Genomic DNA, 13,210 nt, shown 5'->3' with positions numbered 1-13,210 from the left:
CCCCTTCACTCCAGCCCTTCACCTCCCCGAAATTAACGTAGTTATGCCTTTGATTTTTTCCAGGGCATAACTCTACTTGGGGGCAATTATTTTATTTGCGTATTTAATAACCTAAGTACTCTACACCCTCCCTAATTCCTCTTGTAAACCAACCCAACAAACACCCAATCATCCACACAGCGACCCCTAGCAAGTCATTGGGGGCACTGTTTAGGGCTAAAAGTCAGTAATAATAGAACCTAGACAAAAAGCGACTTTCGACTTGTCCCCAGTCCCCAGTCCCCAGTCCCCAGTCCCCAGTCCCCTATCCCTGTCCCTGTCCCCTGCTAGCGATCGCATTTCCAGGTCAATCTGGGATAAAAAAATGTAGAGACGTATCACTGCTACGTCTCTACAAAGGTTTTAGATGGAGATATCTTATCGATAATCTTGACTTTGAATGCTCCCTAAACGAGCAGCATCACGAATGTTGTAGTCAGCACGGGTAAAGCGATTTAGCTGCATTTCAAAAAAGTCTCGATTAGCTTGTAAATGCCTGGGGTTTTGGTCATCTAATGGATATAAAAGTGCAGTCCGCAAAGCTTGAATTACCGCAGAAGTGACACAGTACATTGACCGTTGAAAACTCACTCCTAACTGAATCAACATATCTTCTTCACCTCGGCAATGTTGGCTGTAATAATCAATAAGATATGGTGGCAAAAAATGCAACATATCTTGCATTAATAATGTGGGGGGAATGCCAGCAGTACCCACTGGAAATACATCAGCGTAAAGAATACCATAGTGAAAGTCTTTCTGGTCTTCTGGTACTTGACGCGCTTGAGCATTATAAGATTTTGTGCCTCGGAAGGGTGCAGTGCGGTAGAAAACTGCCTCAACGTATGGTAATGCGGCTTCGTATAACCACATGAAACCCTTAGATTTGGGGACAATTTCGTAGCATTCACCACGAATATAAACGTGATGGTAAATGGGACGACCTGCGATCGCAAATATACCATTAACTAAGAAGCTCATTGCCTCTGGAACACTGCTAATGGTACCTTCATCATAGCGATCAGACATTTCAAAGAATACTGGGGCCATGATTTCCCAGAATAAGCCCAGATTAGCGTAGTATGACATCTGGCGGCACTGTTCCAAAAACATATCGGGGAACAGCTTGTAAAGCCCCAGCATGACGGGGTTTCCTTGGAAATAAGCTTTAATTGCCCTGTCGGCGTTGGCTTTGTATTCGTCTGAATCTAGGTAAGGGTCAAATTGTCCACCCATCCCTCTGTGCCACAGCATCGCCCGCATACAAGCTTCCGCAAATTCCATGTTAATGCGATCGTGGAACAAGTGATGCAACAACTTCGGCATTTTGAAGGTTTCACCCTTTTCGATAAATGCCAAAAGTTCTGGATGTGCAGTAGCTTCACCGCGCCAAATTCGTAAATCGGCATCATCGCCAGCGTAATGATTATGCAGTTCTAAATACTCTTTGGGTAAGAAGTATTTAAAAAACGGTAACGGGTTTAAAAATTCGCGTTCGGCAATATAAAGTAGGTCACGCCAGTAGAAATCCATCGGCACGGCATAAGCTTTGTATAAACCGATGATTTGCATCAAATTTTCTGGAGTATCGGGTAACATTGCACCGCCAGCTTCTAAGCGGTGAATTACATCAGCAAATTCATGATTAGAAGGAGGTAATTTAATTGCTGTTTTAATTGCTGTCATAGTAATAGTAAATTGGTAGAGACGCGATTTATCGCGTCTGGGGGATAGGTTTTGAAACGCAATTTCTCGCGTTTGGAGGGATAGATTTTAAGACGCGATAAATCGCCATCTCTACAAGTGTTTTGATGTATTTTCTATTTCAGGGCGACTTCAGAGATTACGGTTTTTTCCAAAGAGGGAATTGCAGCCACCATTGTTGTAGTTGTAGATTCACTCCAACGCACTAACCAAGTGGGTTGCACTCCCAAAAAGATAATGAAAGCTGCCAAAATTAAAGCTGGGATTTTCTCAGACCAAAGAACTTTGGGATAGTAAGCTAAGTTATCAAGTCTGCCAAAACAAGTGCGGTTCAGGAGGATGAGAAAATAAACTGCGGTTAATCCACTAGCTACTACACACAAAATAGTTGGGATGGGAAAGGCAGAGAAGCTACCTTGAAAGACGATAAATTCCGCGATGAATCCTGTTAAACCGGGAATACCTGCGCTAGCCATCCCACTTAAAACTAGTAAAGCGCTAATTAGGGGTAAGCCACGTATGGGACTCATTAAACCGTTGAGTTTATCTAACTCGCGGGTACCGACTTTGGCTTCTACGACTCCCACCAAGTGGAAGAGAATTGCCAAGATGATACCGTGGCTAAACATTTGGGCGACTGCACCAACGAGTGCTAAGGGAGTACTAGCAGCACCAGCTAGCAAGATATAGCCCATGTGACCAACGGAACTATATGCTACCATACGCTTGATATCTGTTTGAGCGATCGCAATTACTGCCCCATAGATAGCGCTGATTGCTCCCCAAATTGCTAAAGTCGGTGCAATAATGCTCCAAGCATGGGGAAACATACCCAACCCAAATCGCAGCAGTCCATAAGTTCCCAGCTTTGCTAACACGCCACCGAGAAGAATGGCAATTGGCGCTGAAGCCTCAACATAAGCATCGGGTAGCCAAGTATGGAAGGGAATTAAGGGAATTTTAATGCCAAAACCTAATACTATTCCTGCTAGCAAAAGGATTTGCTTTGTTGTTGACAGATTTTCTGTAGAGACTGCATCAAAAGCAAAATTGGTAGAACCACTCAGCCACACCATACCCAAGAATGTCGCCAGAATCAAGGCTCCCGAAACAGCAGTATAAATCAGGAATTTCATCCCAGCATAACCCCGTTTTGTCCCTCCCCAAATGGAAATTAGCAAATAGAAGGGGATTAATTCTAGTTCGTAGAATAAGAAGAATAGCAGCAAATTCTCCGCGAGAAAAGCACCTGCGACTCCTCCACTAACTAATAAAATCATCGAGTAGAACAGCCGAGGACGTTCAGTTTCTTTATTGCTACTGTAAATCGAAATCCAGGTGAGCAGGCTATTTAACACCAACATCAAGATAGAAAGCCCATCAACACCTAATTGATAGCTCAAGCCAAGGGTTTCATTCCAGGGTAAATACTCTTTAAATTGCATTCCTGGATTGCTAATATCAAATTTTAGCAGGATAAACAGGTTCCAAAAAAGAACTATTCCAGAAAAAATTAATGCTGTTAAACGAATACGATGATTAGGGAAGCTTACGGGTAATATTGCTATAAGAGCGGCGGCTAAAATCGGGAGCCAAATCAAAACACTTAACATGGTATTTAGGATTTAGGAAAATTGGTAATTGTTATAGTTTTTCTCGTTTTCAGTCAGAGATTGGAAACGCACATCATTGCGGCTCTACCGCGAATTCGTGAGGCAGAGCCTCTGAAATTTGCATTCCCAGTCGAAGACTGGGAACGAGATTTAAAGTAACTAATGACAAAGGACAAAAAAGCTAACTGACTACGTTAATTTTTCCGGTATCTAAATCGTAATAGCCACCGACTATTTTCAGCTTTTCTGCTTTGATTAACTCAGATAAAACTGCCGATGATTTCAATTTTTCAACTTGTGCTAAAATATTTGCTTTACAAGCATTTTCTAGCTTATCTCCTGATTGTTCTTTTGAGCTTTCTACACTTGGTTTAATAGCTTCAAGCAAACTTCCAATTCGCCCTGGTACTTGAGCACCTTTAATTGCCGCCTCTACTGCACCGCATCTTTCATGCCCCATGACCATAATGACTTTAGTGCCTAATACTAAGCTGCCAAATTCTAAACTACCAATTAGCTGTGTTGTGGCAATATTACCAGCTATACGGCAGACAAATAAATCTCCAAGTCCTTGGTCAAAAACAATCTCTGAAGGTACTCGTGAATCTGCACAGCCTAGAATAGAAGCAAAGGGATTTTGACCTTTGGCAACTTCGACTAAACGTGATTGATTTTGGTTGGGATTGCGGCGTTTTGCTTGAACAAATCTGTCATTGCCATCTAATAATTCTTGCAGTGCCTTATCGGGGGTAATCTCATCTTGTGCTGGTTTTGTTTCGGCTGCAAGCAAGTTTGAACCAAGTCCGGCTGTCAATACACCTGTACCGATCGCACCTGCACCAAACTTCAATAAACCTCTTCTGGAAAGATTGATTTGGGGATCTTGTATGCTCATGAAATTCTCCTCACAATATTAAACTGTTAGCTTTTAGTAGGATAGTTACTCCTATCCAATTGTCGAGATTTGAAAAACCATATTTAAAAATTGCATTCCCCAAAATGGCCAAGTTACCCACATTCCTAAAAAACTCACTCCTAAAAGAACAGTGAATGCATAAAATTGGGTTTGTCCAGAGGTGCTGTATTTAAGACCTTCACCACCTAATAGCGAAAATAAACCAACGAAGTTAACGATGCCATCGACTACAAAGCGGTCAATCATATCGGCAAGTTGGGAAATTTTGGCAACTCCAAAAATTATGGTCATTTTATAGAGTTTGGGGGTGTAAAAGTCGTATGCGAACAAGTCCTGCAAACCTTGCCAAGGGAGGCGAATCGGTTTAGGAATATTGCTTAAATAAATCACGCCAGTGATACTGCAACCGAAAATACTCGACCAAATTAAAAGCAGTGCGACATCTTTATTTAGACTTGCCCAATCTGGTAAAAGTGATAAGCTTTGCAACACTAAAGGAAGATGTAGACTTACACCAAGTAAAATCATTGTTGGCAAAATCATCGGCCAGTGAGCTTCCGGCGATCGCTGACTCATTTGTCTAGCTTTACCGCCAAAAACTAAACTAAATTCTCTGGTTAAACTCACGGCTGTTAAAGCATTTACCGCGATTACTACTCCCACTAACCAAGGTTGCGTTTCCCATAATCCATCTGCTAGTTTCACCAGCGCCCAAAAGCTACCCAGTGGTGGAAAACCAATTAATCCCAATGTCCCAACGATAAAAGCGATCGCCGAAATTGGGCGACGCGTCCACAATCCGCCTAATTGGGTAACATCTTGGGTAATGCTATTCCAAATAATTCCCCCAGTACTCATTACCAACAAGGCGGCGGATATGGCGTGAGTGAGTACTAACAATAGCGCCGCTTCGTATTGTTGCGTTCCTACAGCGATGAATATTAAACCCATATATGCGCTGACAGAATAAGATTGGCAGCGTTTAAGATCGATTTGAGCGATCGCAATTAAAGAAGCACCCACGGCTGTCACCGCACCAATCGCAACCATCGCCGAGGAAGCTATGGGCGAGATGGTTAACACAGGTTGCAATTTAATTAGCACCCATGCACCACTAGCTACTACTACCGAGTTCCGCAAAATCGTACTAGGAACAGGGCCTTCCATTGCTTCATCTAGCCATAAATGCAGGGGAAATTGGGCACATTTACCCATCGGCCCAGCAATTAAAGCTAAACTTACCAGTGCCATAGTTGTCGGGTTGACGTTAGCAGTAGCCGCCCACTTAGCTAGTTCTGGATAACTCCAAGTTCCAGCTAAAGGCCATAATGCCAACACGCCCATCAGTAAGAATAAGTCTCCCACCCGCTTAGTTAAGAAAGCGTCTCTCGCACCTGAGACTACCAACGGTTGGCTAAACCATAAGCCGACTAGTAGATAGGTTCCTAGTGTTAGGACTTCCAAAATTACATAGCTGAAGAACAAATTATTACACAAAGCAAGGGCACATAATCCCGCTTCAAATAATCCTAATAAAGAATAGAAGCGTCCCCAACCCCAATCCATTTCCATGTAGCCGATGGCATAAATCTGCGCCAGCAAATTCAAGCCAGTAATCACAACTAAAGCGCCGACACTCACCGAGGATATATCCAAAGCAATGGTTAAGTCTAAACCAGCCGTAGATAACCACGGAATAAATACTTCTTGGGCTGGATAATTCCAAGTTGCTTGTAAGGCGATCGCACTATGTACAAACGCCAAAAATGTCATCACCAAGTTTAGATAACCCGCCGGTCTTGGCCCCGTTTTCCGAATGATCCCTGGCGACCAAGGCACGGCTAACAAGCCACCTATTAAGGCGTAGCACGGAACTAGCCAAACAGTCTCTAGTAGAAACTGAGCCATTAACTTACCTCTAAATTTGTCATCAAAAATTATGGGTTTTGAGTCAACTGGCGTTGATCCCAGTTAACCCAGGGATGTCTACGACGGACGACGCCTACGCAGAACATACAAATTTATGTTTATTTAATTTTGTTAGAAACAGCTTACCGTTATATTTGTCAAAATGGAATTAGTTAATTAAATAAATTTAAGATAATAACTCTAATTATTTCTTATATGATCAACTATTTCAGCAAGGAATAATAGGTATTTATTCTTAATCTATGCATTGAGTAAGGAATGAATCAATAGTTATCATTAGTTTTATCAATTGATATTAAGCTTCTATTGTTACAAGGGCGGTTAGAAACCACGTCTACACAGGCAAAACGAGAGACACGGGTTTTGCCAAGAGGAACATTAGACCACCAAGCCCACATCCGGGAGAGATTAATGGCGGCAGCAGTAGCGAATTTCAAGGTACAACACTCCCAGTTCATCCTGCATTGTCGTATATACGTTTCCTTGGGGAAAGCATTTTCGTGCTATAGGACTCATATTTGATTTCTGAAAAAACTCAGTACACCTTAGAGGTTGTTTGAAAAGTGGTTGGCTGTAATTTTAATCACCCCCCTTAATCCCCCCTTTACAAGGCTATGGTGTACACACAAGTGCTTTCCACATACGTTTCAACTCTTTTACCCACATTTTTGTCAGATGTCAGAGTTAAGCTGTCATACTTACCGATATCCCGCCCAGAACTAAAGTTCAGGGCTAATAGCTGAAGTCCACTTCAGTGGACTGAATAATCAATTTAGTCCACTTAAGTGGACTTGGGCTATGAGACTCGGAATTTATTCCGAGGCGGGATGGGAACGCAGTGCGAGATTTATTAATTTATTAATAAAGATATGGCTGCGACAAGACTTGTGTGTACACGGTAGTTGTAAAGGGGAGGGTTAGGGTGGGGTAAAAAATATTTGATACATCAATCATGACTTTTCAAACATCCTCTAACATCCCTCTCCACTCTTCGGACTATCTTTGACATTTCTCTGTCATATTTATCCAATAAACTACAAGAAAGGTAACGTAAATTTACTTTATATCTAAATAATTGACTGTTGATAGCGAACATTGGACTATTCATTGTTCACTTTCAACGGTTAATAGTTAGTACTTAACCCTCAGTAGCCCACCGTTAATCGCTATGGATACTTCTGAAACTGAAGTTTCAAAGGTTGAAACCCAATCAGATAGTTCTGTGCCTTCTGAGTTAGCACCGACTCGCTCAGGTAAACCTTGGTTCTGGAGATTGCTGATTTCATTTTTGGCAACTGGTGGCATTATCCTCTGGCGGATGTTCGCTCCTGGTGGCACACCACCCTCTTCTGTGGCACAGCAGCAAGGGCCACCTCCAAAGCCAATTGAAACAATCTCCCTCGCAAGTGGAAGTGCTACCAGAAGTGTCCAGTTGTTGGGACAAGTAGAAGCCACTCAGCAGTCAACAATCCGCGCTCAAACTGGCGGAATTGTCAAGCAAATTTCAGTGCAACCAGGCGATCGCGTCAAAGTCGGAATGGCGATCGCTTTACTGGATGATACCGATCAGCAATTGGCAATTAGCCAAGCACGAGCGCAACTGGCACAACAACGGAGCAATCTAGCACGCTTGGAAGTTGGCACTCGTCCTGAAATCATTGCTCAACGGCAAGCGGCTGTCACATCTGCGAAGGCGCGAGAACTGGAAGCACAGGATAACCTGAAACGCACTAGCGATCTTGTGAAAGAGGGTGCTTTATCTCAAAGATTGTTAGTGGAAGCCCAAGCACAATTGAATAACATTCAAGGAGAACGGTTAGAAGCTGAGGCAGAACTTGCCGAAGCTAAAGCTGGGCCGATTCAAGAAGAAATCGCCGCCCAACGAGCAAATGTAGAAGCAGCTAAAGCCACCTTAGCTCAAGCAGAATTAGCCCGACAGCGCACGCGGATTCTGGCATCGGAATCGGGAATAGTGCAGACTCGCCACATCAGCAATGGTGATTTGGTACAAAGTTCTGGTGAAATTGTCACCTTAGTAGCAGGCGATCGCTTCGATATTTTCCTAGAGTTACCAGAAGAACTCAGTGGTAAAGTTACCCCAGGGATGACAATCGATCTCACAACTCGCGCTCTACCGCAATGGAAGCAACGCGCCACCATCACTGCTGTAGTTCCTTCTGCCGAAACTGCTTCACGTCGCCAGCGTGTGCGTGTCCAAATTAACAAACCCCCGTCAGGATTAATACCAGGAATGGCGATCGCAGGTAACTTAAATATGCCCTCGAATCGCTCCAGCTTTGTAGTATCACGAGATGCATTAACCAGAAGACAAAACGAGTGGCTAGTTTTTGCAGTTGCAGATGGCAAAGCTAAACAAATTCCAGTCGAGATGGTTTCTGACATGGGTAAAAATGTCGCAATTTATCATCCCACTTTACGCACTGGTCAACGCATTGTGTTACGTGGCGGTGATGGATTGCAAGATGGTGCGCCTGTAAAGATAGTTGATCCAACTTAAAACATAACCCGATGTGTGACTTATTCTTGAAACCCCACTTCCATTCCTCTCCCCGAAAGGTCGATAGGCTTTGATTCTTGCTCCCCTTCCCTTGTAGGGAAGGGGTTGGGGGTTAGGTCTGAGAGAAAGTCGCACACGGCGTAACATAGGTTGCACCACACTTCCATAGACTTCTTGCAGAAGTTGGTTAAAGAGGAAGAATCGTCTCTTTCTCCTTTAACCTTTCCTTCAAAATACTGCAAACCCAGTTTAAATATGATTTTCTGAATTACCAATTAATATGAACTTTATTGAAACCGCCGTTCGTTGGCGACATGGAACTTTTGTTTTGTTTTGCTTGCTGGCAATGTTTGGGGTATTCTCCTTACTAAAGTTACCCCTAGAATTGCAACCAGGAGGTGATCGCCCGGAAATTACAATTACAACTACCTATCCCGGCGCAGGGCCAACAGAAGTAGAAGACCTGATTACCCGCCCCATCGAAGAACAGATGGAAGAGGTGCTAGGTGTCCAAGAAATTAGCAGTACTTCTCGTGCTGGACGCAGCAGCATTACCTTGGAATTTGCTCAGGATGCCAACGCTAAAGAGCGGATGGTAGATGTTCTCAACCGCTTGCAGCAGGTGGAAAGCTTGCCACCAGAAGCACAGGAATCGAGTGTGGAACTGGTGGGTGGTAACAGTTCACCAATGATGTGGATTCCCTTTGATACCAAAGAAGGATTTAAACCGGATGCAAATCGTTATCGGGACTTAGCAAAAGAAGTCGTAATTCCCCGTTTGCGGCGAGTCGAGGGAACTGGACAATTTCTGTTAGTAGGTGGACAAGAACGAGAAGTCGAGGTGAAGGTTGATCCAAAAGCATTAAGCGATCGCAACCTGGGAATTGGGGATGTAGTGCGAGTCCTTCAACAAAACAACCGTGATATTCGGGGTGGGCCATTAATTCTCGGACGACGGGAATATCGAGTCCGCACAACCAGCCGATCGCAAGATTTATCAGAACTTGAAGGCTTTGTGTTGCGACGCGACCAATCGGGCACTGTTTACTTGCGAGATGTGGCAAAAGTACAGATGGGACGCAAACCCCAAGATGGGGCGTTGGTGTTCAACGGCAAACCTGGGGTAGCAGTCGGTGTAATTCGCCAAATTGGGGCGAATGTGCCAGAGGTGGCTAAAGGCATTCGGGCGGAAATTGCGGCACTCCAAACTGAGTTTGACAAGCAAAATCAAGGTATTCGCTTTGTCTACAACTATGACGAGAGTCAGTATATCAATCAATCCATCGAATTTGTCCAAGGCAACTTAGTTAGTGGGGCGCTGTTAGCAACCATTGTCTTGGTTTTGTTCCTTGGTTCCATGCGTACCGTTGCAGTGGTGGCAATTACAATTCCCATTACACTGATTATGGTGTTTATTGTCATGTCTGCATTTGGACGCACATTAAATATCATCAGTTTGGCGGGATTGGCGTTTGCAGTGGGTATGGTCGTAGATAATGCGATCGTTGTGATTGAAAATGTCTTCACCCACATGCAGCAAGGTAAAAGTGCGATGCGGGCAGCCATTGAAGGTACGCAAGAAGTTTGGGGCGCAATGCTTGGTTCCACGTTAACTAACGTAGTGGTATTTGTACCATTGTTAATGGTGACGGGTGAAGCCGGGCAACTCTATGCTGATATGGCGATCGCACTTTCTGCCTCTTCTCTATTCTCCCTGTTTGCGGCATTAACTTTAGTACCCATGCTATCGGGATTGTTCCTGAAACAATCGGAAGCCATGCAAATGATGCAGGGTGGTGAATACCGGGGCGGTAATTGGTTTGAACGGATGGTGGCTAAAACCTCTGCGGTGTTTCGTCATTTCCAAACCAAACTGGAAAACTTTCTCGTCGCTACTGTTAGTTGGTCACTGGGGCGTAAACGTATTGGGCGCAGGTTAATTGTGCTGTCGATTCCGATTGTTTTGCTCGTGACTAGTATTTTTCTTTTACCACCTGCCGATTATCTACCCGAAGGAAATCGGAACTTAGTTGTATTGCGGGCCGAACCGTTACCGGGAACCAGTATACCCGAAGCAATTCGGCAATCTGAACCTGTGCAAAAATTTCTGCGATCGCAACCAGAAGTTGAGCGCATCATGTATGTTGACCGTCCAGGAGCATTACGCGGTATTGCAACTATTTTAAAACCAGAATTTGCCACCACTACCGGACTGGCTGATATGGTGGATCGGTTACGCGCCCAAAGCAGCAACTTTGCTGGATACCGTTTTATAATCCCAACCCGGATTTCTATCTTCCGCGATCCGGGTAAAGAATTTGAAGTGGATATTGTTGGGGCTGATTTAAACCAAATTGGTGACTTAGAAAAGCAAATTACCGGCAAATTGCGATCGCTTGCAGGAGTGCAGAATGTGCGCTCAAACTTCGTCTTGGGTGCAGGTGAATTGCAAGTGATTCCCAACCGCGAACGCATCGCGGAAGTAGGACTTTCGGAAGCAGAAATTGGTTCAATGGTAGAAGCAGCATTGGGTGGTCGAGTTGCTTCCGATTACATTGATGGCAAAGAAGAACTAGATGTCTCAGTGGAACTGCAAAATACTGCTGTGGAAACACCAGAACAACTGCGCCAATTGCCTCTATATGCACAAGGACGACAAGTGCAACTGGGCGATGTTGCCGAAGTCCGCGAAACAACGGGAGCCGATGCTATTAACCACGTCAATCTAGAGCGCTCAATTAGCCTCACTGTCTCCCTTGCACCCGATGCTCCCCTTGCTACCCTGGTAGAACGTACCGAAGCAGAAATTCTGAATCCTCTGCGTGCGAGTTTACCAACAGGCTATCGGCTAGAACTCGCAGGTTCAGCGGATCAGTTAGCAACAACTGTTGGTCAATTAGCTGCTGCATTTGCATTTTCGATTTTGATTACTTACTTATTACTGGTGGCATTATATCGCTCATTCCTGTACCCAGTGGTGATTATGGCAACAGTGCCGATGGGTATGAGTGGCGCACTATTGAGCCTAGTAATCGCCAACATGATTCCGGGAATGAATGTGGCATTAGATATGATTACAGCCTTGGGATTTGTGATTCTGACGGGTGTGGTTGTTAACAATGCCATTTTGTTGGTCGATCGCGCCTTGCAACTCCAGCAAGCAGGTGAGGATTATGATGCATCCTTATATAATGCGACGAGCGATCGCTTACGGGCAATTTTCATGTCTGCCGGCACTAGTGTCTTGGGAATGTTACCGCTAGCAGTTTTACCAGGTCAAGGTTCAGAGTTATACCAAGGGTTAGGCATTGTTTTGACTGGTGGGCTGGCGTTTTCTACTATTTTGACTCCCACTGTTGTACCCGCACTTATGGGTTTACTATACGATCTTTCTGGGCGGAAATCGCCGCGATCGCCAGCTGCAAAAAAGCCGGACAAACTAGCTACTAATTAGGCCCGCATTTCTCACAAGCTCCAAAACAATTGATGATGAGTAATAAGTAATGGGTAATGAGTAATAAGTAAAAGAGCAACAGGCGCAATACCAGTGCAAGAACTTGTACATTCTTAGTCATTACTCCTTACTCACTACTCATTACTCCTCCATTCGAGGTGTGGTGAGAAATCCGGGTTAGGGTATTGACATTGTGACCTTGCGGGGGACGGCATACCTTCCCCCTATACCTTGCCATATAATGTTGTACCGCATTTGAATGGGAAACCCCATCGCGTAGCGTGCGGCGATCTGCCAAAACGGGATGCTCCCTAGAAAATTGTGTAATATCATGTCCGCTTAATCACTTATGATATGTCATTGCGAGTGAAACAAAGCAATCACAGAATCATTGCGATTACTTCACTCCGCTATCGTTGCGTACCCTGCGGGAACGCTAAGAGCGAACGTAATGACAAGTAGAGTTGTCGGACATACGATAACAAGGTTTCGGTATCATAAATAACTATATATTCAATAAACATTGATTTGCAAGACTTAATATTTGCAAAACTAATTATTAGTTTTACGTATTATTGTGATTTCCAACACATCTTTTTTTGTATTTATTGTGTAGGCTCTATCTGGTGGATAAAATTACTAGATAAATTTATGTAGTTAGAGCGCCAAGCAGCAGCATTCCTAATTCTGCTGTGGTATTAACCTGACTTACAGTTAGGTTATTTGATTTTTGAGCAACTAGTAAGTAACTGAACGGCAAGTTTAGTTACTAGAAAATCTTTGCATGACGACATTCAACGTCTAGCAAGAGGTGAATGCCTGAATGGCTGACACCAATACCTCAAAGTTGTACGGGGAAAAGATTTTATCGATATGCCATCCGAGGATTTTTTGGACATATATCATGCTTAAAACCATGATGCTGTCGTCTTTTCATAAGCACTTACCACCTAATTATGTGGGTTTGACCGAAATGTGTAATGCATTTGAGCAGTTAGGAATTGCCAACCTTTCGTAGCAGCAGTAATCATAACTGG

At 43.9% G+C, this 13,210-nt stretch carries 7 protein-coding genes; 2 read left to right on the top strand and 5 right to left on the bottom strand.

The window, feature by feature from the left end:
- Positions 1–417: 417 nt before the first annotated feature.
- The 5 genes from RMX69_RS10710 to RMX69_RS10690 form a co-directional block, all read right to left on the bottom strand.
- Positions 418–1,725, bottom strand: coding sequence for a CO2 hydration protein (locus RMX69_RS10710; protein WP_322637454.1), 1,308 nt, complete (start codon positions 1,723–1,725; stop codon positions 418–420).
- A gap of 134 nt (positions 1,726–1,859) precedes the next feature.
- Complete coding sequence (locus RMX69_RS10705) at positions 1,860–3,356, bottom strand: NADH-quinone oxidoreductase subunit M (RefSeq protein ID WP_322637453.1); 1,497 nt, start codon at positions 3,354–3,356, stop codon at positions 1,860–1,862.
- Between the two features lie 181 nt (positions 3,357–3,537).
- The gene (locus RMX69_RS10700; protein ID WP_322637452.1) at positions 3,538–4,251 is read right to left on the bottom strand and encodes a carbonic anhydrase; all 714 of its coding nucleotides are present in this window, start codon (positions 4,249–4,251) and stop codon (positions 3,538–3,540) included.
- Positions 4,252–4,302: 51 nt separating this feature from the next.
- Entirely contained in the window at positions 4,303–6,180 is a 1,878-nt protein-coding gene (locus tag RMX69_RS10695; RefSeq protein ID WP_289797125.1) for an NAD(P)H-quinone oxidoreductase subunit F, read from the bottom strand.
- 284 nt (positions 6,181–6,464) lie between these two features.
- Positions 6,465–6,638 (bottom strand): hypothetical protein, encoded by a 174-nt coding sequence (locus RMX69_RS10690; RefSeq protein WP_322637451.1) that lies wholly within the window; start codon positions 6,636–6,638, stop codon positions 6,465–6,467.
- Between the two features lie 731 nt (positions 6,639–7,369).
- Between RMX69_RS10690 and RMX69_RS10685 the strand changes: the two genes are divergently transcribed.
- Together RMX69_RS10685 and RMX69_RS10680 are read left to right on the top strand one after the other, a co-directional pair.
- Complete coding sequence (locus RMX69_RS10685) at positions 7,370–8,719, top strand: efflux RND transporter periplasmic adaptor subunit (protein ID WP_289797124.1); 1,350 nt, start codon at positions 7,370–7,372, stop codon at positions 8,717–8,719.
- A gap of 280 nt (positions 8,720–8,999) precedes the next feature.
- Entirely contained in the window at positions 9,000–12,173 is a 3,174-nt protein-coding gene (locus RMX69_RS10680; protein WP_322637450.1) for an efflux RND transporter permease subunit, read from the top strand.
- Positions 12,174–13,210 lie beyond the last annotated feature (1,037 nt).

It is taken from the genome of Nostoc sp. EspVER01, assembly GCF_034530635.1.
GTDB lineage: Bacteria > Cyanobacteriota > Cyanobacteriia > Cyanobacteriales > Nostocaceae > Nostoc.
The sequence above is the reverse complement of the archived record's forward strand: the minus strand, read 5'-3'. Positions and strand labels throughout refer to the sequence as shown.

What these genes read in the sequence shown, in the direction of transcription:
- RMX69_RS10710 (WP_322637454.1), bottom strand. Translation starts at nt 1,725, where the DNA reads ATGACAGCAATTAAAACAGCAATTAAATTACCTCCTTCTAATCATGAA.
- RMX69_RS10680 (WP_322637450.1), top strand. Translation starts at nt 9,000, where the DNA reads ATGAACTTTATTGAAACCGCCGTTCGTTGGCGACATGGAACTTTTGTT.
- RMX69_RS10700 (WP_322637452.1), bottom strand. Translation starts at nt 4,251, where the DNA reads ATGAGCATACAAGATCCCCAAATCAATCTTTCCAGAAGAGGTTTATTG.
- RMX69_RS10685 (WP_289797124.1), top strand. Translation starts at nt 7,370, where the DNA reads ATGGATACTTCTGAAACTGAAGTTTCAAAGGTTGAAACCCAATCAGAT.
- RMX69_RS10695 (WP_289797125.1), bottom strand. Translation starts at nt 6,180, where the DNA reads ATGGCTCAGTTTCTACTAGAGACTGTTTGGCTAGTTCCGTGCTACGCC.
- RMX69_RS10705 (WP_322637453.1), bottom strand. Translation starts at nt 3,356, where the DNA reads ATGTTAAGTGTTTTGATTTGGCTCCCGATTTTAGCCGCCGCTCTTATA.